We start from the raw sequence: 24,580 nt of genomic DNA on the forward strand, positions 1-24,580 counted from the left end.
ACTGATGACTTTCAATATCAGTTTTTTAATGACAGCAAGGAGATGGACTATGGATGGTCAGATTGGTACAGGTACAACAAAACGCGCTCTTGATCTTAGCCTGCCTGATGATGGCGTAGCAGCCAAGATAGCAAAGCTGGATTTAGCGTCAAAGGAAAAGAAGGATGTAGGAATTTGCTCTGAAGTAAGGCCCAAACTGGAGAGATCATCGTCTTCGGAGAGGTTGCCTGCCAGAGCGAGAACTCTATCCTCAACGGACTCCTCCCTGCCAAAGCCCACTCATGCCTTCGATTTTCGTTTTGTCGCCAGTGATGATGAGGTTCGACAGCTTTTGCTTGACCAGACCCGCGACAAAAGCCGGGACGTCACCCTGATTTGCCATCCCAATGACCTCTCCGAGGCTAACCTGCTGAACCGATTGAGCATCTCCGCTGATGGTCGCCACCTTCTGCGTTCGGGCAAGCTCTTTGAAGGTTCGCAGCCATTGACCCTGGTGCTGGATATCCGAAAACTCAGCAGCGATGAACTCCCCGTATTTAACGATCTACTGGACCCGGATAACCCCTGTCTGTTCGACAAAGTCAGCCAGAAGAAACGCCCTCTGGGCGAGCATGTTGCCCTGCTGGTGCTGGCAGACCCTGCACAGTTGAAATCAATTGGCAGCTCAGACGAGGTGCCGGGAGCCGATTTCTGGCGGCGAATTAATCGCCCGGGCAATACCTGGCAGTTCGATGCTCAGAGCGACAATAAAACCGATAATAAAACCGATAATAAAACCGATAATAAAACCGATAATGTCCCATCGATGGCCATCAATAAGGTTCCTCCACTGTTGCCAGAATTGCCCAGTGCCGAAAGCGCCATGGACGACGACAATACCGTTTGTATTGAATGTCACTTGCACAGCCACTGGCGACAGTTGCTGTTGGGTGGTCCCGGAGTGGATCAGCAGGGGCGAATCCAGCATATCCCCGGCAGGCTTGAGTCATTGAGAGCCGGGCAACGGGTCATTCTGAAAGGTGCCAACTGGCAGGATCTGGCCTTTGAGCAAACGATTCGACAGATGCTGGCGCAACAGAGCTTTGAGAGCAATGGCAAGCTCTGTCGGTTACCCGACGATGTTCAGTTTTATCAAATGCCAGTGGCGGAGGATGAGCTTCATTCACTGTTTCAGACCCTGTCCCGCTCCAGTGACAAAGGGTTTGGTAAAGGGCAGGCACCACAAAACCCGATCATTATTAACCAGAGTAATATTGCCCAATGGCTGAGCCCGATTGCCATTGGTCCGGAAGGCTATGCAGTCCCCGACACCTGTCTGTTGGAACAGCTTCGGGCAGGAGGTGTGGTCACCGTAACCTCTCCTCTCTCTGAGGCACACTGGTTTCGTTTACTGGGTTCTCTGCAGACTATTGGCGAGACCACAGACCTGAAGCCCCGACTTCGGGTAGCTCATTCAAGACAACAGCCGAAAGCTCTGGGACTGACAGAAAACGATGCGTACTCTCTGGCCAATAAGCGTCACCTGCAGGAAAAAATCAAAGAGCAAACCGACATTAAAGCCTTCATTTATCAGCAACCTGCCTTTGCAAATTATCATGTCAATAATTTCTTGAGAGCACCTCTGGTCATTCAGGTCAATGAACAGACCAGCCTCGGCCAGCTATTTGATAATATCTATATCACCTCGGAACAAAAGGCACATTTCGGACGCAGTCAGAGTGACTTGCAAAAGGCATTGACCACTGGCAATCGGGTGGTCTTCCGGGGGCTGGAGAGCAATCCAACCCTTCAGCAGCTTCTGGAACCCCTGATTATCGGGCAACCTTTGCTGGTGAATGGTCAATTACAGGCCTATCCGAAAGCTGATGTGACAATACTCTGGCCTGAGTCTGTGAAAAGCCCATCCTCAGTATTTCGTTTGATGGTCGCCAAGAGTAAGCTGTACCCAGAGCCCGACCCCTGGGATATCAATGTCCTCAAGCATCATATCCGCCGGGAAAAACTGCCAGAGAAAGCCCTTCACTCACTTTACAAAGCGTTCAATACCGTACCTGGATACCTGTGCAAACCCCTGCCAAAAATGACCGCAGGGTTGTTGAGTAACCTGATACTGGCTGCCCAACGAGCAAAGCAGGTTGACCATTCCTCAGAGCTTTTACCCCGCCACTGGCGCAAGGCCATCAATAGCGTCATTACCCATGGTACCCGTCAGCATCCGGCGGTGCGTGATTTTATGAAAGTGGCTTGTTGGCACTTGTTACCGGATAAGGATCAGGCCGCCTCGGTAGACCCGGATCAGTTAGCGGCCATCCTCAATAGCGCCCCGCGACTGGATAGAAAGTTTGTCAGGCAGAACCTGTGGCCACTGGCCCGAGCCTTTGACCCGGCCGTGTTTAAAGATGCCGAATTGCAGCTGTCCTATAAAAGTCCGTTTCCAGAGCGGAGTGAAAAAGACTTTATGGACAGGCTCTGTGCCATGATCGCGGCCCATGGGCCTGAGGATAAACGAGAGGCCATAGCCTATCAGTTGGCAGTCGATCCGGCGGCAACAAAGCCCTGGCAATCCCTGGCGATCAGACCAACCAGACAGATTAAACGTTTGCAAGATGCTCTGGCTTGTGGCTGGCAGTTACTTTCGCAATCAGGGCAGACCCGATCCGATGCCATTCACGCTCTGGCCTCCGACTGTTTAGACATTGCCAGAGGAGAATATGTCACAGAGAATCACTCAGAACGCATTGAACGCATAGAAAATCGACTGTCTGATTCACTGCGATGGCCGGATTCTGGTGATAGGTCATTTGTCACAGAGAATCCTGACCCGAAACGCATTGAACAAATAGAAAATCGACTGTCTGATTCATTGCAATGGTCGGGTTCTGGTGATAGGCCATTGTCAGCAATGGCCCGGGATCTTTATCACGGCGAGATGGGGCAGGAGGATCGTGAAAACCGTCGATTATCCCGGCTCCATGACCGGCTTAAAGACTCTCCCGTTATATTCATTGAGGGAGAAACCGGCACCGGAAAAAGTTACTTTTCAGCGAAGATGGCAAAGGCTTCAGGACAGGCTTCGGTCATTTCCCTTGGACCTTCTGACAGCGAACAGACCCTGATGAAACGCTGGCAGTGGCAACAACAAGACGACGGCGACCGCTCTATGGTTCAGCAAAACCGGACATTGATGGAATGGGCCAATAGCGAATCCGACAAAGATGGAGAATACATCACCCTGGTGCTGGATGAAGCTAACCTGGCTGAAGCCGGATTGCTGGCATCATTAAACGGCTTATGGGAACCGCAACCTTGCATCTATGTGAATGGTCATCCTGTCAAGGTCAGCGAAAAACACCGGGTAATTCTCACTGGCAACCCCGATCATTATGCCGGGCGTCAGCTGGACCCGACCCTGAAGGAAAATCTGCCCAGGGCTTACTACCCACGCCTGGATCAGGCTTTCCTTCGGGACAGGGTGGTGGAACCGGCTTTGCTCAATCATTTACAACGCCATCAAATAAACGGTATTGCACATAAGGCCAGCAAGAGTGTGATGGCACTGTGGCAATATTATCAGGAGCTGTTGCCCGACCATGAGTTTACCCCCAGGGATTTAACCGATATCTGCAGCTGGGTGGGCTGGTATCTGGATCGTGCGTTGTCCAAAGGCGACAGTGTTAGCTGTGAGCAAGTGAACAGTTTGATCCAGCAAAGTTTCCGGGATGTACTGGGTGCCGAAATCAGCGAGACGCATCAGGATGCCCTTTCGGCACTGGAAATCTGGTTTGCTGCCCGTTACGAACTGGACAATAGCCTGCGCGACAAGGTTCATAACCACACCCTGCCAGATATTCAGCGGGACTTCGAAGCATTTACCAAAGAATTCCGACCTGAGTTTGATACCTCCGGATCGGCAGTCCGTGAACTTGCGCAACAGCTTGGGCAGGATTTAAGCCGCTGTCAGCAGGCTTATCATCACGACAGAAAACACGGCGGTCGTCAGGCAACGCTGATTGAAGGCCCGGCTGGACGGGGTAAAGATGCCACGCTGAATCTGCTGATCAAAAGTGTCAAACAGCGAGCTGAAGAACGGGAAGAAATCATGCCAGAGGTCTTTCCCCTGAATGCCTGTGATTGCTCTTGGGACACAGTGCGTGAAGCGATCCAGAAGGCAAAAGTCAATGGCGGCATCGTGGTGATTTCGGAAATGAATCTGATCGACAGCCAGCACCTGGAAGGTGAGTTAAACGGTATTCTGGCCGGTGACGCGCATCCGGGTTTCCATCTCTTCGCCACTATCAACCCACCTGAATACAGCGGTCGAAAACCCTTATCACCGGCGCTGAAAGGACGTTTCAGACATTTGCCGATCCGGCAGTACAACCCGACCGAATTACAGACCATTGCCGAAAAAGTGTTGCCACAGAACACCCAGGGGAAATTCGCGGCTGAAAAGCTGACCCAGCTACATTGTCGCTTGAGGGCTGACCTGAAACAGAAAAACCTGCCGTTACAGCCCAGCAGCCGTGATTTACAAACTGTCGCCAAGGCTGTTACCAGAGCGGGCGATTTTAGCGACAACGGACTGCATCAATGCCTCAATCAGCACTATCGGCTTTACCTGATAGCCGCCAGTACATCGCTGGAGGAACTGCCAGAGTCATCAACGCTTGCCATGGATAAAGGAGTCTTCGATTCCGGACTTTGCGAATGGTTCAACAAAACAGTACCCAACATTGATCGTCCGTGGATGATACGACTCGGTCACCTCGACAGTATTGATGAAAAAAACCATGAAATTCGCATTAAGGTTCGTCCGAATAACGAGGAGGTCAAAGCGGAAATCATCAGAAGGGTGGCTCAGGCCAAGTGGCAGGCATACGGTCTTCCCCTGAAGCCGGATCAGTCGGACGATATGCTCATCCAGGCACTTTACCGACACTGGCAACAACGCTGGTTTGCTCATGAGTTTCGCGAGACGGGCGTGGCTGCTAATAGCGTCTTTCCCCTGACGGAAGAACAGGAACAAACGCTGAAAATGTCAGCTAACCAGCCTTATCTTCAGGAGGCTGTTCAACGGATAGGGGCATGGAACTCAGACCCAGTCCAATTGTGGCCTGCGTTTTGGCACCAGGCAAGCGGTCAGCCGAACGACAGTCTTGACGATTCTGAAAAACACATCCTGAGAGCCCTCAGGAATAAGGATACGATGTTGGACCGGATAACTAACTATGAGCATCTGGAGACGCCACAGCCTTATAACTATAAAGTTTTTGATATCGAGTCCCCTGCACCCGTGATGAATCGCTGGTGGGTAAAGGATATTAATGTGACTGCCCGGGGTGATGTCGAACGGCTCGATATCAATGATCAGGACATTGAGGGGTTTGAAACCCTGACACCGTCGCAGCAACTGCCAGAGACATTAACCAGAGTTCAAACACTGGCGAAATTTAAAACGACATCGAAGAATGGGCAGTATCTATTGCCCAGCCTGACGCCTGACGAGTCTATCGTGGCCCTGCGTATACTACCCGAGATGGCATTTACCCTGATCAGGGGCCGATATACCGGACTTCACGTGCTGTCGGTTCCAGAGGCCAAAGCCGATCAGTTTATTCACGTGACTTATGTCGTAGAGCCGAGAGCACCGGGCAAAAAAACACCGGCTGAAGCAGTCCGTGCAGGACGATCAACACGGCCTGACGTCTACTGTTCAAAGGGTATGAAAACGGTACTGAATGAATTGTTTAAGAACATTGCCGATCAGCCATCCGAAATTCGGGAGGGCTTGAAGACAATAAAAAAAGCTAAAAACACAAAGCAACGTATTAAGGCGATCACGGACTATTGCACACAGTTTTCCGGCGAGACTCAGCCAGATAGCGGTGAAAATTTCTTTAAATTCCTGGTCACACAGCGACAAGGTAGCTGTCGTCATCGTGTGCCTGTTTTCGTTGCTTTTTGTCGCTATTTCGGGATTCCATGCCGGCAAATCACCAACCCTGCCCATTGCTTTGCTGAGTATTCCGTGGATGACGGTCAAACCTGGAAATCGGCGAATTTAGGCGGTCCAGTTGTAGGGTCAAGAGAAATCAACTGTGACTCCCGGCCCATCTGGAAGTTGAGGAATTCCAATCATGTGTCAGCGAAGATTAAGGATCTCCTGAAAAGGGCTGATTTTGCACAACAGCAAGCTCTGGCTGAAGCTTCCGGCATGAGCCTCGGGGAACTGAACAAAGCCCTTGCTTCAGAAAGTGCGTGGTCTGCAACGAATCCGGGTCCTTCCAGTATTCTGAAGAACCTCTGGGAGAGAAAAGATTTAGCCGGTTTTTCCATGGCTGTCTCGGTGATCGAGTCTCTGAAGACAGATGCATTGGCCTGGGGCAAGAATGAATTTAAAGCAATATCGGAGGCAGCCAGACATATACTGTCCAACAGTGATGAAGATCAGGTCACTGAGCTTCTCAAGTCACTCCGTTCAAAAATAATGGGTCAGGCCGGAGCAAGCCCTCATCAGTGGTTGAATTTAATAACGGACATACTGGTAGACATAGACTTAGCCAAACCTTCGCTGATTCACTTTGCCTATGAAGCCATGGAATCAGGTTGGCTTGAACCACTGCCGGTCAATGTGAAACATCCTGCACTGACCACGAAACTTCATCTGTTATTGTTGCTCCTGGAAAACGTAGACGAGCTGAAAGTTAAAGCCGCCCATTGCCTGAAAAACTGGTATCAGACATTTTATTCCGGGGAAAAAAATAGCCAGGCATGGCAGTTGTTTTATAAGCGTTTCCAGGAGAATAAAGATGATACCCGCGCCTTCATCACTGATAGTTATGATGGGTTTTCGTTATCCCTTGAAAAAAGTATTGTCGACTCATCTTTACAGGAGGCCTGGACGGACCAACCCAATGGCATTCCCAATATAGAACGAATGCTGACGCATAATCCTGCATTTGTACAGTTAATCTCGGGTAAGGCAAACTGCCGCCCGGTGATTATCCTGGGGCAACCTTGCTGGTTTACCACAGTGATTGATGAAAAGGCTAAAGCCTTGCTTTATCAGGAAGTTGAGAACAGTCCGGTATTGAAGCCGTTAATGGAAAAAATCGATCAATATCTGATAAACGAAAAAGAAAAACGCCACTATCTTGGGCAAGAATTAGACGAGATCTTTGCACAGTTAATAGGAATGAGTGTTCGCAGCAACATTACAAACATGGACGAATTACTGCTTCAAGTTAAGGAAACACCAATTGCTACGCAAAACAAATACGAAGCCGAGCCCTCTAAGTTATCACCTGAGGAGCAAACACTTGTGGATAACTTAAAAAGCAAGTACTCCCGGGCGCTTCGTCAGGCCTTCAGTCATTATCTGTTTGGATTGACACACTCGAAAGGCGGCTCCTTAACGTATTGTTGGTGCGATTCTGCCGCCCTGGCCAAGATCTCGGTTAGCGGTTCCCATGGCGCTCATGATCCCTCCTCTCCGGAAGAGCTGAATGCCATAATGGAAGAATTGGATCCCTCTCTGACTCGGGAAAGTCTCAATGATGACTACTTACGACAGGCACAGGACGCCAGTAACGCTCTGGTGCTGAGATCCGCTGAGCTGACAGCAATGGCCGATGAGTTTTTAAACAGTGTGAACCTGAACTCGCTTTATGAGTCATTGGACACCTGGTAACCGTTTGGTCTTGATGAGTTTTTCGAGATCGACTACTTCCTCCAATGGTGACGGCTAACTATTCAAGCGGAACTTCCATCCTGTCTGAAGGTCATATCATTAAACATTTTCAATGCGGTCCTTCAGATGACAGGAGAGAGATTGATTGTGGATGGTCGGATTAATGAGAAAATAAACAACTCCGTGGTTAACACTGGTGTACGAGACAATGGCGCAAAACTGGATTCATGGTCAAAGGCTGTACAAACCTGCCCTGAAATAACCGCCAAACTCAACAGATCGTCAACTCCGATAACATCGCCTGATAAAGCGAGAACCGTATCCTCACACTCAAAGACCCCTCATGCCTTTGATTTTCTTTTTGTTGCCAGTGATGATGAGGTTCGTCAACTTTTGTTTACCCGAACCGGTGATGAGCATCAGGATGTCACCCTTATTTCCCATCCCGATGATCTCTCACAGGCTAATCTGGTGACCCGGTTGAGCATTTCCGACGATGGTCGCCACGCCCTTCGTTCAGGCAAGCTGTTCGAGGGTTCAAGACCATTAACACTGGTGCTGGATATCCGAAAGCTCACCAGCGGGGATCTGTCAAAATTCAACGATCTACTGGATCCGGATAACCCCTGTCTGTACGACAATGTCAGCCAGAACAAACGTCCCCTGGGGGAGCACGTTTCCTTGCTGGTTCTGGCAGACCCCACACAGTTAACATCGGTTGGGCAGCGTGACGAAGCACTGGGGGCCGATGCACCGGGGGCTGATTTCTGGCGCCGAATTAATTGCCCGGAAAATACCTGGCAGTTCAACGCACAAAAAGCCAAAGTCCCTCCTGTATTGGCTGAGCTCCCCCCTGCTGAAAGCGCTGTGGATGACGACAATATCCTTCTTATTGATTGTCACCTGCACAGCAGCTGGCGACAGTTGCTGCTGGGCGGCCCTGGAGTGGATAAAAGGGGACGAATCCGGCACATCCCCGGCAAGCTTGAATCATTAAAGATCGGACAACGGGTAATATTGAAAGGAGCCAACTGGAAGGATCTGGCATTTGAACAGACGATGCGACAAATGCTGGCGCAAAAGTGCTTTGAGAGCAATGGCAAGATCTGTCATTTACCCGACGATGTTCAGTTTTATCAGATGCCGGTAGGGGATGAAGAGCTTCATTCACTGTTCCGGGCCCTGTCCCGCCCTGATGAGGCAGGACTTTCCCATAACCCACCGGGAAACCCGATCATTATTAACCAGAGTAATATTAGCGAATGGCTGAGCCCCGTTGCCATTAACCCGGAAGGTTATGCTGCGCCTAACACCCGCTTGCTGGAACAGGTTATGGCGGGCGGTGCAGTCACCGTAAGCTCAGCTCTTAATGAAGCCCTCTGGTTTCGTTTGCTGGGTTCACTGCAGACGATTCGCGAGACAACAGGTCTGGAGCCCCGACTTCAGGTGGCTCATTCAAGACAGCAGCCGAAAGCCCTGGGATTAGCAGAAAACGATGAGCAGCCTCTGTCCATCCCACAGGAAAAAACCGGAGACCAGGCTGCCTTTGAAACCGTCATTTATCAGCAAAATGCCCAGGCACGCCATTGGATCAATGATCACCCGAAAGCACCTCTGGTCATTCAGGTCAATGAGCAGACAAGCTTCAGCCAGCTATTTGACAATATCCATATAACCTCGGAACAAAAAGCCCATTTTGGGCGATGTCAAAGTGATTTCCAGAAGGCATTAACCGCTGGTAAGCCGGTAGTAATCCTGGGACTCGAGAGTAATCCCGCACTTGCGCAGCTTCTGGAGCCCCTGGTTGTTGGGCAACCTTTGTTGGTAAGTGGCCAATTACAGGCCTACCCGGACGCTCATGTCACCCTACTCTGGCCTGAGTCTGCGAAAAGCCCCTCTTCAGTATTGAGCTTGATGGTTGCCATGGGTAAACCCTGTCCTGAGGTTGATATCTGGGAGAGCAATGCCCTCAGGCATGGTATCCACCGGGCTGAGCTGCCAGAACAAGTGCTTAATGAAGTTTACGAAGCCTTTGAAACCGTACCCGGCGGCCTTTGTAAACCTCTGCCTGAAATCACCGAAGGCTTGTTGAATAACCTGATACTCGCTGCCCGCAGAGCACAACAGGTTGACCAGTCGACACTGCTCCTGCCCTGCCACTGGCGAAAGGCCATCAACAGTGTCGTCACTCATGGCGCCCGGCAACATCCATCTGTGCGTGATTTTATGAAAGTGGCTTGTTGGCACTTGCTACCGGATAAGACGCTGGATATCAATAAAAAGCCAAATGAGAATCAAGCTGCATGGGTAGACCCGGATCGCTTGTATGAGATCATCATTAGTGCCCCACGGTTGGATAGAGAGTTTGTGAAGGAAAACCTTTGGCAACTGGCCAGAGCCTTTGACCCGGCAGTATTTAAAGCCCAGCAATTACGACTGAGATATGGCAGTCCATTTCCACTGAGCAATCAAGAAGAAGCTCTGGACAGACTCTGTGCCCTGATCGCGGCTCACGGGCCTGAAGAAAAACGGGATGCAATGGCGTATCAGTTGGAAGTCGATCCGGCTACAGCAGAGCTCTCTCAACCCTTAGCCATCAGGCCAGCAAGACAGATTAAACGTTTGCAGGATGCACTGGCTTGTGGCTGGCTGTTAATTTTGCCAGCGGGGCAGATCCGATCCAATGTCATTCACGCCCTGGCCACTGATTGTTTCCATATTGCCAGGGGAGAATATGTCACTGAGAATCCTGACGCAGAGCGCATTGAACGCATAGAAAATCGACTGTTTGAATCAATGAAATGGACGGGTTCCAATGATCAGTCCCTGTCAGCACTGGCTCATGATCTTTATCACGGCGAGATGGGTCAGAAGGATCGTGAAAGTCGTCGATTATCCCGACTCCATGACCGGCTTACTGACTCTCCCGTTATATTCCTGCAGGGGGAAACCGGCACCGGAAAAAGTTACTTTTCTGCCAAAGTGGCCAAGGCTTCAGGCCAGGCTGCGATCATTTCCCTTGGACCTTGTGACAGCGAACAGACCCTGATGAAACGCTGGCAGTGGCAGAAGCACGCCGATGGCGACCGCTCTATGAAGCTGGAGAACCGGACGTTGATGGAATGGGCCAGGACCCGATCCGACACAGACGAAGGCTGTGTCGGAGGAAACTTTATCACCCTGGTGCTGGATGAAGCCAATCTGGCCAAAGCCGGATCGCTGGCGTCATTGAACGGTTTGTGGGAACCGCAACCCTGCATCTATGTAAATGGTCATCCTGTCAGGGTCAGCGCAAAACACCGGGTAATTCTCACCGGCAACCCGGATCATTATTCCGGGCGCCAGCTGGACCCAGTCCTGAAAGAGAAACTGCCCAGGGCTTACTACCCTCGGTTAGACCGGGCATTCCTTCGGGACAGAGTGGTGGAACCGGCTCTGTTCAATCAGTTACAACGACATCTGACAGGACCTCAAATAAACAAAATTCTACCCAGTGCTGCCGGGAGTGTGATGACACTCTGGCAATATTATCAGGAACTGTTACGAGAGCATGAGTTTACCCCCAGGGATTTAACCGATATCTGCAGTTGGGTGGGCTGGTATCTGGATCGTGCGTTATCCAAAGGAGACCGTGTTAGCTGTGCGCAAGTGAACAGTTTGATCCAGCAAAGTTTCCGGGATCTACTGGGTCCCGAAATCAGCGAGACTCAACAGGATGCCCTTTCGGCACTGGAAATCTGGTTTGCTGCCCGTTACCCACTGGACAACACATTGAGCGACAACGTTCGTATAAAAATCCTGAACGATATACAGCAGCCCTTCATGCAATTCGCTGAAAAAAACCGACCTGAGTTTGATACCTCCGGATCGGCAGTCTGTGAGCTGGTGCAACGGCTGGGACAGGATTTAAGTCGCTGTCAGCAAGCTTATCATCGCAAGATAAAACACGGCGGCCGTCAGGCGACGCTGATTGAAGGCCCGGCTGGACGGGGTAAAGATGCGACGCTGAACCTGATGATCGAAAGTGTTAAACAACAGGCTGAGAAAAAGGGAGAAACCATGCCAGAGATATTTCTCCTGAATGCTTGTGATTGTTCCTGGGATAAAGTGTGTGAAGCGATCCAGAAAGCAAAAGTGCAAGGCGGTATTCTGGTAATTTCGGAAATGAATCTGATCGACAGCCAGCATCTGGAAGGTGAGTTGAACGATATTCTGGCCGGTGATGCTCATCCGGGCTTCCATCTGTTTGCCACCATCAACCCGCCTGAGTACAGCGGGCGAAAGCCCCTATCACCGGCTCTGAAAGGCCGTTTCAGACATTTGCCGATCCGGCAGTATAAGCAGACCGAATTGCAGACCATTGCCGAAAAAGTGTTGCCTCAGACCACGGAGGGGAAATTCGCGGCTGAAAGACTGACTCAGTTACATTGCCGATTAAGGGCTTACCTGCATCGAAAAAACCTGCCGTTGCAGCCGACCAGCCTTGATCTGCAGAATGTTGCCAGGGCTGTTACCAGAGGGTGCGATTTTAGTGAAAACGGACTGCATCAATGCCTTGATAAGCACTACCGGCTTTACCTGATGGCAGCCAACCTGTCGCTGGAGAAACTGCCAGAATCATCGGCTCTCGTCATAGGTAAAAGCAAGCTTGATTCTGAACTTTGCTATTGGTTCAACCAAAGGGTACCGGGCATTAGTCGTCCGTGGTTGATACGACGCAGTGATATCAACAGTATTGATGAAAACAATCATGAGATTCGTATTGAGGCTGAGCTGAGTAAAGAGGAAGCCAAAACGGAAATTATCAAAAGGGTGGCCAGAGCCAAATGGCAGGCATCCGGTCTTTCCCTGAAGCCGGATGAGTCGGACGATATTCTCACCCGTGCACTTTACCGACACTGGCAGCGACGCTGGTTTACTCGTGAGTTTGGTCGCACGGGCGTGGACGCCAATAACCTGTTCCCTCTGACAGGAGAACAGGAACAAACGCTGAAAATATCGGCTTGCCTGCCTTATGTTCGGAAGGCTGATGAGCTGATAAGGGCGTGGAACGCCAATGAAGTTCAATCATGGCCTGCGTTTTGGCAACAGATAAGTGATCTGCCGAACCATTGGCTTGACAGTTCTGAAAAATACAATCCGGAAGTCCATGAGAAAGAGGCTACAGCATTGGACCAGAATACGAACTATTCGTACCTGGAACAGCGGCAAGTTGTCGATCATAAAATTTTTGATACAGAGAGCTTTCCTACCAATATGTATCGCTGGCAGGCAGAAGATATTTATGTGACCGCCGAGGGTGATATCAAACTGATCGATATTAATGATCAACATATTCAGGGAGTTGAAACCCTGATACCTGACAGTTTACCGGGGCCTGACCAGGAAGTGACACTAGCCGGCGATCAAACACTGGCGACCCTGATCATCCCATTGCACAAGGGTCGATGTACCTTGCCCAGCCTGAGGGCTAACGACTATATCGTCACCCTGCGTATAAAACCCGAGTTGCCATATAATCTGACCAGGGATCGATATACTGGTCTCCACACACTGTCTGTTCCTGAGGCCGAACCCTTCCAGAGTATTGAAGCTGCCTATGTCGTAGAACCCAGAGAAGCGGGCATGAAAACACCCGCCAAAGTAGCCCTCCCGAAACAGGCAACACGCTTTGACGCCCACTGTTCAGAAGGTATGAAAACTGTACTGGACCGATTGTTCAAGACCATTGAAGGCCTGCAACAACCAACCGCAGAACAGCTGCCTTTATGGAAAATCAAAAACGCTAAAAACACGACGCAACGCATTGAGGCGATCAAGGACTATTGCCAACAGTTCTCCGGTAACGCCGTAGCAGAGAGCAATGAAAATTTCTTTCAATTCCTGGTAACAAAACGGCAAGGAAGCTGTCGTCATCGTGTGCCTGTTTTTGTCGCTTTATGTCGCTATTTCGGGATTCCGTGTCGGCAAATTGGCAACCTTACTCACGCCTTTGCCGAGTGTTCCATGGATAGCGGCCAAACCTGGGAGTCAGTGAATTTGCTCGGGGCGCCTGCCGAGGTGACAGAAACCCCGTCTGTCTTCCAGCCTACCAGGAGGGTCAGTGGTTCTGGCACTGAGTCAAAGAAACTGAAGGAGCTCCTGAAAGGTGCTGACCTGGCACAACAGCAAGCTCTGGCTAGCTCCTGCGGCATCAGCATTGGGGAACTGAACAAAGCCCTTGAGACTAACGGTGCATTGCCAAAAGGCAGTCTAAGCAGCTCCGATATGGTAGACAAACTTTGGCAGGAAGGAGATTTAGCCAGTTTTTCCATGGGTGTCTCAATATTATTGGAAAAAGAAGCATTAAGATATCGCGACAGGATTTTGATCGCTGAGGTCTATAACAATGATGAGAATGAACATACAACGATGTCGGATGCAGTAAGAAAAATATTGTCCAACGATAATGCCGATCAGGTCATTGGACAACTCAAGTTATTGTACTCAAAAATAGTTGCTCAGGGTGGATCAATCCCAACAAGGTGGTTGAGATCAATGAATAGTTTATTGGATAGCAAATCCCTGGCCATACCTCCGTTTATTCGCCTTGCCCATGAAGCCCTGGTATCGGGTTGGTTGGATCCACTGCCGATCTACTATAACCATGTTATGAATGCCGCTCAGCATCATCAGCTATTAGCGCGTCTGGAAAGCATCGATGAATTGAAGGTAAATGCTAACCATTGCCTGAAAAAGTGGTATACGGAATTATTCTCCAGGGAAAAAAACAGCCATGAATGGCGATACATTTTTGGCTATTTACAAAACTACGAAGATTATTCCTTTTTCGTCACTCATTGTCATGGTGGGTTTTCGCCACTCCTTGAAAATAAAATGGCCCACTCATCCTTACAGACCGCCTGGACGGACGAACCTCAGGGAGTTCCGAATATTGAACGAATGCTGGTGCATCAGCCCGCCTTTGCGCGGTTAAACCCTGGCACGGCGAACCACCGTCCGGTGATTATGCTGGGGCGACCTTTATGGTTCGACTGCGGGTTAATTGAAAAGGCCGGGGCTCTGATCCAACTAAAAGCTGAGAATAGCCCGAGCTTGAAGCAGTTATTGGAAGACATCAAAGAAAAACCTGATGAGGAATCATCTGACCTTTTGGAAAATTTTAAAAAACAATGCTGGGAAGCAATTAAGCAAGCCTTCAGTCATTATCTGTATGGAGTGGCAAACTCGAACGGCGGTTGCTTAACGTATTTTTGGACCAATGCTTACGCCGGGCCACACTCCTGTGGCGCTCATGATCCATCCTCTCCAGCAGAGCTGCATGCCATGATGTTAGAAATTGGTACCAACTTCTTTTTTCAGAAATTTATCAGGGATGACTACATAAGGCAGGCACTCAACGCCAGTAATGCCCTGGTCCTGAAACCCAATGAACTGACAAAAATTGCCGGAGAGTTTTTGGACAGCCTGAATTTGAATTCGTTGTCTGAATCTTTTTAAAAGCCTTGACATCACACCCTCGAATGGAGGGTGTCGCAAAACTCTCTCCAGCGTGGGAACGAGTTGACTCCCGTCATTCCCGGCTTCATTCCCGTCATTCCCGGCTTCATTCCCGTCATTCCCGGCTTCATTCCCGTCATTCCCGTCATTCCCGGCTTCATTCCCGTCATTCCCGTCATTCCCGGCTTCATTCTCGTCATTCCCGGCTTCATTCTCGTCATTCCCGCGAAGGCGGGAATCCACACTGACTCACCACCAGAACCATACTGACCGATGTCCCCCTGGCCTTGTCATCCCCGAGAAGGCAGAGATCCACCGTTGGCGCTGGATTCCCGCCTTCGCGGGAATGACGACCTCAGAGCATGGGAACGAGTAGAGTTTTTGGACAGCTTGAATTTGAATTCGTTGTCTGAATCATTTTAAAAGCCTTGACATCACACCCTCGAATTGGAGGGTGTCGCAAAACTCTCTCCAGCGTGGGAACGAGTTGACTCCCGTCATTCCCGGCTTCATTCTCGTCATTCCCGGCTTCATTCTCGTCATTCCCGGCTTCATTCTCGTCATTCCCGGCTTCATTCTCGTCATTCCCGCGAAGGCGGGAATCCACACTGACTCACCACCAGAACCATACTGACCGGTGTCCCCCTGGCCTTGTCATCCCCGAGAAGGCAGAGATCCACCGTTGGCGCTGGATTCCCGCCTTCGCGGGAATGACGACCTCAGAGCATGGGAACGAGTAGAGTTTTTGGACAGCTTGAATTTGAATTCGTTGTCTGAATCATTTTAAAAGCCTTGACATCACACCCTCGAATGGAGGGTGTCGCAAAACTCTCTCCAGCGTGGGAACGAGTTGACTCCCGTCATTCCCGGCTTCATTCTCGTCATTCCCGGCTTCATTCTCGTCATTCCCGGCTTCATTCTCGTCATTCCCGCGAAGGCGGGAATCCACACTGACTCACCACCAGAACCATACTGACCGGTGTCCCCCTGGCCTTGTCATCCCCGAGAAGGCAGAGATCCACCGTTGGCGCTGGATTCCCGCCTTCGCGGGAATGACGACCTCAGAGCATGGGAACGAGTAGAGTTTTTGGACAGCTTGAATTTGAATTCGTTGTCTGAATCATTTTAAAAGCCTTGACATCACACCCTCGAATTGGAGGGTGTCGCAAAACTCTCTCCAGCGTGGGAACGAGTTGACTCCCGTCATTCCCGGCTTCATTCCCGTCATTCCCGGCTTCATTCTCGTCATTCCCGCGAAGGCGGGAATCCACACTGACTCACCACCAGAACCATACTGACCGGTGTCCCCCTGGCCTTGTCATCCCCGAGAAGGCAGAGATCCACCGTTGGCGCTGGATTCCCGCCTTCGCGGGAATGACGACCTCAGAGCATGGGAACGAGTTGTTGGGCTTTTGCGACACCCTCAGAGCATGGGAACGAGTTTTACGAGTTGTTGGAATTTTGCGACAGCCTCGAATGACGGGAGTGAAACTGGGAATGATGGTTGCGGCTGCCTATTTAAATGGAACTTACGATCAATTTAAAGGTCAAATTATCAGATAACTTCAACTTGATTCTTCAGATAGCAGTGGGGAGATTGACTATGGATGGTCAGATTGACGAAGGTAGAAAAAAAAACGCTCTGGATCCAAACCTCCTTGATCATGGCGCGGCAGCCAAGATGGCAAAGCTGGATTTATCATCAAAGCAAAAGAAGGCTGTAAGAAGCTGCTCTGAAGTAAGGTCCAGAATAAAGAGATCGCCATCTTCGAAAACCTTGCCTGACAGACCAAGAACCGTATCCTTATTGGATTCAAGGCTCCAAAAGCCCCCTTGTGCCTTCGATTTTCGTTTTGTCACCAGTGATGATGAAGTTCGACAGCTCCTGATTGCCAGGACCTGTGATGAACATCAGGATGTTACTGTTATTTCCCATCCCGATGACCTCTCACAGGCTAACCTGGTGACCCGGTTGAGTATTTCCGACGATGGTCGCCACAGTCTCTATCCGGGCAAACTGTTTGAAAGTTCCCAGCCACTGACTCTGGTGATGGATATCCGAAAGCTCACCGGCGAAGAACTGCCTGAATTTAACGACCTGCTGGACCCGGATACCCCCAGTCTTTACGACAAACTCAGCCAGAAGAAACGCCCTCTGGGTGAGCATGTTTCTTTGCTGGTCCTGGCAGACCCTGCACAGTTGATATCGGTTGGCCAGTGTGAGAACGCATCGGGGGCCGATGCACCGGGGGCTGATTTCTGGCGGCGAATTAATCGACCGGAAAATACCTGGCAGTTCAACGCACAAACTGGCAATGGCCCGTCAATGGATATCGACGAGATTGCTCCGCTATTGCCTCAACTCCCTGCTGCTGAAAGCGCTACGAACGAAGACAATACCCTTGTTATTGACTGTCACTTGCACAGCCACTGGCGACAGTTGCTGCTGGGCGGTCCCGGTGTCGATCAACAGGGACGAATCCGGCACCTCCCCGGCAGACTAGAGCTATTGCGGGCCGGACAACGGGTCATTCTGAAAGGAGCCAACTGGCAGGATCTCGCTTTTGAACAGACGATTCGACGGATGCTGGCGCAACAGTGCTTTGAAAGCAATGGAAAGATCTGTTCTTTACCCGACAATGTTCAGTTTTATCAGATGCCGGTAGGGAGCGACGAGCTTTATTCACTGTTCCAAAGCCTGTTCCATTCTCCTGACAAAGAAGGCGACAAGGAAGGTGAAAAAGCACTCGATAAGGAGCCCGCATCAGGCAACCCGATCATTATTAACCAGAGTAATATTAGCCAATGGCTGAATCCTGTTGCTATTGTTCCACAAGGCTATGCAGTCCCTAACACCCTTCTTGTGGAACAGGTTCGGGACGGTGGAACTGTCACCATAACTTCTCCCCTCACTGAGGCACTTTGGTTCTGTTTGCTGGGCGCACTGCAGACTATTGGCAAGACGACCGGCCTGAAACCCCGACTTCAGGTGGCCCATACAAGACAGCAGCCGAAGGCACTGGGATTGAAAGAGAGCAATGAACATCCTTTGTTCAGAAGCCATCAGCCACAGAAAAAAGTCAGAGATTATCCTGCCTTCAGAACCTTCACTTATCAGCAATATGCCCAGGCAAGTCATTGGATCAATCATCACCAGAAAGCAGCTCTGGTGATTCAGATCAATGAGCAGACGAGCTTCAGTCAGTTATTCGATAATATCCATATCAGCTCGGAACAAAAGGCACATTTTGGACGACAGCAGAGTCCATTGCAGGAGGCATTAACCGCTGGGAAGCCGGTCGTTTTGCGGGGGCTGGAAAGCAATCCAACGCTTCAGCAGCTTCTGGAACCCCTGCTGGTTGGACAGCCTCTGTTGGTGAATGGCCAATTACAGGCCTACCCGGACGCCCGTGTCACCCTGCTCTGGCCCGAGTCTGCGAGAAGCTCCTCTTCACTATTTAACACAATGGTCGCCACGGCTGACTGCTGTCCTGAGGTCGATTTCTGGGAGATCAATGCCCGCAAAAATGGTCTCTCCCGGACTGAGCTGCCGGAACGAGCGCTTAATCAACTTTACGAAGCGTCTAAAACCGTACCTGGCAACCTTTGTAACCCTCTGCCTGAAATGACCGAAGGCTTGTTGAATAACCTGATACTGGCTGCCCGGCGGGCACAGCAGGTTGACCAGTCGAAACAGCTTTTACCTTGCCACTGGCGCAAGGCCATTGATAGCGTCATCACTCATGGCACCCGTCAGCATCGGCCAGTGCGGGATTTTATGAAAGTGGCTTGTTGGCACTTGTTACCGGATAAGGCAGCGGATGCTCATAGGAAGCCGGATAAGGATCAAGCCGCCTCGGTAGACCCTGAACAGTTAAATGCCATCATCAACAGTGCCCCGAAGTTGGACAGAGCGTTTGTGAAGCAGAACTTCTGGCAACTGACCAGAGCCATTGATCCGACAGTATTTAATGACACTGAATCCAAAGGATTACTTCTGTCCTATGGAAGTCCAATTTCATCGTCAGATAAGAAAGGAGTTCTGGACAGACTTTGTGCCCTGCTTGTGGCCCATGGTCCTGAAGAACATCGACAGGCAATGGCGTATCAGTTGGGAGTCAATCCGGCGGCAGCAAAGCGATATAGACAGTTAGCCATCAGACCATCAAGACAGATTAAACGTTTGCAGGATGCATTGGCTTGTGGCTGGCAGTTAACTTTGCCGTTGGGGCAGACTCGATCCGATGCCATTCAGGCTCTGGCCAGCGATTGTTTTCACAGGGCCAGAACAGCGAATTCCAAGACAGAAGGCATTGAACGCATAGAACATCGACTCTCTGAATCACTGAAATGGACGGGCCCCACTGATAAGCCCTTGTCAGCACTGGCCCGGGATCTTTATCGCGGCAGGGTGAGTCAGAAGGATCGCGAAAGCCGTCGATTGTCACGACTCCATGACCGGCTTACAGACTCTCCTGTTATCTTCCTGCAGGGGGAAACCGGCACCGGAAAAAGTTATTTCTCAGCGAAGATGGCGAACGCTTCAGGACAGGCGTCAGTGATTTCCCTTGGACCTTCTGACAGCGAACAAACCCTGATGAAATGCTGGCAGTGGCAGGAACACGCCGATGGCGACCGCGCTATGGTGCAGCAAAACCGGGCGCTGATGGAATGGGCCAAGACCAAATCCAACAAACACGCTGAATACATTACCCTGGTTCTGGATGAAGCCAACCTGACCCAAGCCGGATTACTGGCCTCATTGAACGGCTTATGGGAACCGCAACCCTACATCTATGTGAATGGTCATCCTGTCGGGGTCAGCCCAAAACACCGGGTGATTCTCACCGGTAACCCGGATCAATACTCCGGGCGCCAAATGGACCCGGCCCTGAAAGAGAAACTGCCCAGAGCTTACTACCCACGCCTGGATCAGGCATTTCTTCGGGACAGGGTGGTGGAACCGGCCCTGGTCAGGCATTTACAACGGCATCTTTCGGGGCATCAAATAAACGACACTGCACACGACGCCAGCAAAAATGTGATGGCACTCTGGCAATATTATCAGGAACTCTTGCCCGACCATGAGTTTACCCCCAGGGATTTAACGGATATCTGCAGTTGGGTGGGTTGGTATCTGGATCGTGCGTTATCCAAAGGAGACAGGGTTACCTGTGAGCAAATAAACAGTTTGATCCAACATAGTTTTCGGGACGTACTGGGGCCGGAAATCAGCGAAACTCATCAGGATGCCCTGTCAGCACTGGAAATCTGGTTTGCTGTCCGTTACGAACCGGAGAACAGCCTGAGCGACAGAGTTCGTAACAAGACGCTGTCAGATATTCAGAAGGCCTTCAGAACAGTCAGCAAAACAATACGACCAGACTTTGATACTTCCGGATCGGCAGTCTGTGAACTGGCGCAACGGCTTGGCCAGGACTTAAACCGCTGTCAGCAGGCTTATCATCTCGACAGAAAACACGGCGGTCGTCAGGCAACACTGATTGAAGGCCCGGCTGGACGGGGTAAGGATGCCACGCTGAACCTGATCATTGAAAGTGTCAAACAGCAGGCTGAACAACGGCAAGAATTGATGCCGGAAGTCTTTTACCTGAATGCCTGTGATTGTTCCTGGGACAGAGTGTGTGAAGTGATCCAGAAAGCCAAAGTGCAGGGTGGCATCGTGGTGATTTCGGAAATGAATCTGATCGACAGCCAGCACCTGGAAGGCGAATTGAACGATATTCTGGCCGGTGACGCCCATCCGGGCTTCCACCTGTTTGCCACCATCAACCCGCCTGAGTACAGCGGGCGAAAACCCTTATCACCGGCGCTGAAAGGGCGCTTTCGACATTTGCCCATCCGGCAGTACAACCCGACCGAATTACAGAACATTGCCGAAAAAGTGTTGCCAGAGTCTTCTCAAGGGAAATTCGCCGCTAAAAAGCTGACAGAGAAACATTGTCTTTTAAGGGCTTACCTGCAACAGAAAAACCTGCCATTGCAGCCTACCAGCCTCGATTTACAGAATGTCGCAAAGGCTATTACCAGAGGGGGCGATTTTACCGAAGACAGTCTTCATCAATGCCTCAATAAGTACTACCGGCTCTATCTGATGGCCGCCAGAATATCGCTGGAGGAACTGCCCGAGTCCTCGGCTCTTGTCATGGATAAAGGAGAGTTTGATTCTGAACTTTGCCGTTGGTTCAACGAAACGGTACCGGGCATAGATCGACCCTGGTTGATACGGGGCAGCGACCACAACAGTATTGATGGAAAACATGAAATTCACATCAAGACTGATCTGACTGTAGAGGAAGCCAGAGCGGAAATTATCAAGGAAGTGGCTCAGGCCAGATGGCAGGCATCTGGTCTTTCTCTGGAGCCGAAGAAGTCGGACGATATTCTCACAAGGGTACTGTACCGACGCTGGCAGCAATGCTGGTTTGAAGGTGTGTTTTGCCAGATGGGTGTGGGCGCTGATAGCGTATTTCAACTGACGGAAGAAGAGAAACAAACGCTGACATTATCGGCTTCCCGTCCTTACCTTCATGAGGCTGACAGGCAGATAAGTGCGTGGAACGCCAATGCCGTTCAATATTGGCCTGCGTTCTGGCATCAAATCAGTCATCTGTCGAAGCATGGTGTGGACGATCATACTAAAAAAGCGGTAGCCATCGGCGGTAATAAGGCTCCTGAAAAACGCATTCCAGATATAAGCGGGGAACAGACTGAGTTCCTGGACCGGCGCACGAACTATAAGCACCTGAAGAAGTCACAAGTTGACGATCATATGATTTTTAATACCCATTACCCCACTTCCCCAATGTATCGCTGCCAGGCAAAGAATATTGATGTGACTGCTGAGGGTGATATCGAAGTGAGCGAGATCAGTAAGAACATTCTGGGGGTCGAAACCCTAACGCCTGAACGGTTACCGGGGCCTGACCAGGAAGTGACGTTAACCAGCAAGCAAACACTGGCCACCTTCATAGCGTCGTCAAACGATGGTCAATATGTATTACCCAGCCTGACGCCTGACGACTATATCGTGGCCCTGCGTGTTGAACCCGATCTGGCATTGAGCTGGCACAACTGGGCAATGAGTTTCTTCAGTCAACCTGTAGAACCCGAATATACCCTGCTCAGGGACCGATATACCGGACTTCATACACTGTCTATTTCAGAGGCCAAAGGCAAAAACACTCTTCGCATTGCTTATGTTGTAGAACCCGGAAAGCCTGGCGAAAAAACAGCGGCTAAAGAATTCCGACGAGCACAATCAACACTGTTTGACAGCCACTGTTCAGAAGGTATGAAAACAGTACTGGACAAATTCTTTGAGACTGTTGGGACTATTGGTGGAAGTATTAGTGGACACCCACACAAAATAGAGAAGCTTTTACGGACCATAAGAGACACTAAAGACACGACACAACGCATTAAAGCGATCACAAAGTATTGTCAACAGTTTTCCGGTGAGGCTAAGGCAGAGAGCGGTGAAAATTTCTTTAAATTCCTGGTAACAAAGCGGCAAGGGAGCTGCCGCCACCGTGTGCCTGTTTTTATTGCTTTTTGTCGTTATTTCGGGATTCCCTGTCGGCAAATTGATAGCTTCGTCCACAGTTTTGCCGAATATTCTGTCGATAAAGGCCAAACCTGGGAGACAGCGGATCTAGGCGGGGCACCTGACGAGAACAAAGAAATCCTGTCTCACTTCCAGCCCACCAGGAAAGTCCCAGGTTCCAGCACTGCAACAAAGAAGATTAAGAAACTCATGAAAGGGGCTGATTTAGCACAACAACAAACCCTGGCTAAAGCCTGTGGCATGAGCCTTGAGAAACTGAACAAAGCCCTTGAGAAAAAAAGTGTATTGCCAGAAACCCATCTAAGTATTCCCGAAATACTGCAGAAACTTTGGCAGGAAAAAGATTCAACTGGTTTTTCCATGGGCATGTCAACGATCGCTTTACCAGGAGAAAAAGCGTTGGACTATTACAGGGAGCCATTTAATCCGATATTGGAGGCAGTCAAACGCATGTTGTCCAACAATGATGAAGATCTGGTGATTGAACAGCTCAAGTCATTCCATTCAGAAATGATTGATCAGGGCGGAGAAAGAGCCCAAAAGTGGTTGAGCTTAATAGTGAATTTACTGAAACGCAGTAACTTAACCAGGCGTTCGGTTATTCACTTTGCCCGTGAAGCACTGGCATCGGGCTGGCTGGACCCACTGCCGGTCTACTCAGGGGATACTATAGAGGCCCATCAACATCACGATCTATTGCTGCTTCTGGAAGGAGTCGATGAACTGAAAGATAAAGCCGCTCTTTGCCTGACAAAGTGGTATAGAGAATTATTGGCCAGAGAAAAAAATAGTCAGTTATGGCGGCTGGCTTATCAACGCTTCCGGCAAGTAAAAAGTAATGCCTTTTTCATCACTCATTGCCATGAAGGTTTTTCATCATTCCTTGAAGACAAAATCACCCGCTCATCCCTAAAGAAAACCTGGACGGATGAACCTAAGGGAATTCCGAATGTAGAAAGAATGCTTTTGCACCAGCCCGCATTTGAGCAATTAAACTCGGGTAAAGTGAACCACCGTCCGGTGATTATACTGGGAAGACTAAAGAACATTCGAGCGATACGTGAAAAGGCCGAAGCTCTGTTTCAACGGAAAGTTGAGAACAGCCCGAATCTGAAGCAGATGCTAGAAAAACTCAATCAATTCAATGAGGAGACACAACGACTCCAACATGAACTGGATAGTCCTTGTCCCGAAAGAGATCGTGACAAAAACGTGCCTTATGATGTTTCAGGCGATGATCTTATTGATAGCGATGATCTTATTGATAGCGATGATCTTGTTGATAGCGATATCGACAGCAATAGCGATATTGACTGTGTGGATATGGACGATAGTTCAAGGGACTCGTCAGGTGAGCAAGTTCAAGATCAGTCGTCATGGAAGAAAAAAGAGCTTCTGGGTCATTCTAAGGACAAATGCACACAGGCGATTATGCAGGCCTTCAGTCATTACCTTTATGAAGTGACACACTCGAACGGCGGTAGCTTAACCTATTGTTGGGTCGATGCTTACTTCGAGAATGATTTCAACTTGGGTCGCACCTATGGTGCTCATGATCCATCTTCACCAGAAGAGTTGTTTGCCATGATGTGTTGTATTCGTGGCGGATTCCTTAGCGAATCCGTTCAGGAAGCTGTTAAGGATACCTACTTGAGGCAGGCACTCAATGCCAATAACGCTCTGGTGCTCAGAACCGATGAGCTGACAAAAATTGCCGAAGAGTTTTTCAACACCCTGAATCTGGATTCGCTCTGTGACTAACTCATGTAAACCCGGGGTGTGTTTTCCTCTCAGATGACCAG

General features: G+C 50.0%; 9 protein-coding genes. All 9 read left to right on the top strand.

Annotated elements, in window-relative coordinates:
* The first annotated feature begins 49 nt into the window (after positions 1 to 49).
* On the top strand, positions 50 to 7,690 hold the full coding sequence (locus tag ACO6V5_RS23125; RefSeq protein WP_422411950.1) for an AAA family ATPase: 7,641 nt from the start codon (positions 50 to 52) through the stop codon (positions 7,688 to 7,690).
* Positions 7,691 to 7,837: 147 nt separating this feature from the next.
* Positions 7,838 to 15,190, top strand: a complete 7,353-nt coding sequence (locus tag ACO6V5_RS23130) for an AAA family ATPase (protein WP_422411948.1) — start codon at positions 7,838 to 7,840, stop codon at positions 15,188 to 15,190.
* Between the two features lie 63 nt (positions 15,191 to 15,253).
* Positions 15,254 to 15,460: a hypothetical protein gene (locus ACO6V5_RS23135; RefSeq protein WP_422492171.1), complete on the top strand. Its 207-nt coding sequence runs from the start codon at positions 15,254 to 15,256 to the stop codon at positions 15,458 to 15,460.
* 3 nt (positions 15,461 to 15,463) lie between these two features.
* A complete protein-coding gene (locus tag ACO6V5_RS23140; protein ID WP_422442464.1) occupies positions 15,464 to 15,613 on the top strand; it encodes a hypothetical protein in 150 nt (49 codons plus the stop codon).
* Between the two features lie 64 nt (positions 15,614 to 15,677).
* Positions 15,678 to 15,824: a hypothetical protein gene (locus ACO6V5_RS23145; RefSeq protein ID WP_422492172.1), complete on the top strand. Its 147-nt coding sequence runs from the start codon at positions 15,678 to 15,680 to the stop codon at positions 15,822 to 15,824.
* A 3-nt stretch (positions 15,825 to 15,827) separates the two neighbouring features.
* A complete protein-coding gene (locus ACO6V5_RS23150; RefSeq protein ID WP_422442464.1) occupies positions 15,828 to 15,977 on the top strand; it encodes a hypothetical protein in 150 nt (49 codons plus the stop codon).
* Positions 15,978 to 16,040: 63 nt separating this feature from the next.
* On the top strand, positions 16,041 to 16,166 hold the full coding sequence (locus ACO6V5_RS23155) for a hypothetical protein (RefSeq protein WP_422492173.1): 126 nt from the start codon (positions 16,041 to 16,043) through the stop codon (positions 16,164 to 16,166).
* Between the two features lie 3 nt (positions 16,167 to 16,169).
* Complete coding sequence (locus ACO6V5_RS23160) at positions 16,170 to 16,319, top strand: hypothetical protein (RefSeq protein ID WP_422442464.1); 150 nt, start codon at positions 16,170 to 16,172, stop codon at positions 16,317 to 16,319.
* A gap of 474 nt (positions 16,320 to 16,793) precedes the next feature.
* The gene (locus ACO6V5_RS23165) at positions 16,794 to 24,539 is read left to right on the top strand and encodes an AAA family ATPase (RefSeq protein ID WP_422411005.1); all 7,746 of its coding nucleotides are present in this window, start codon (positions 16,794 to 16,796) and stop codon (positions 24,537 to 24,539) included.
* The last annotated feature ends 41 nt before the right edge of the window (positions 24,540 to 24,580 follow it).

Origin of the sequence: Endozoicomonas sp. ALD068 (assembly GCF_049310145.1) — a bacterium.
Lineage (GTDB): Bacteria > Pseudomonadota > Gammaproteobacteria > Pseudomonadales > Endozoicomonadaceae > Endozoicomonas_A.

Excerpts from the sequence above, each read along its gene's own strand:
- ACO6V5_RS23125 (WP_422411950.1), top strand. The coding sequence starts at position 50 with ATGGATGGTCAGATTGGTACAGGTACAACAAAACGCGCTCTTGATCTT.
- ACO6V5_RS23165 (WP_422411005.1), top strand. The coding sequence starts at position 16,794 with ATGGATGGTCAGATTGACGAAGGTAGAAAAAAAAACGCTCTGGATCCA.
- ACO6V5_RS23140 (WP_422442464.1), top strand. The coding sequence starts at position 15,464 with ATGTCCCCCTGGCCTTGTCATCCCCGAGAAGGCAGAGATCCACCGTTG.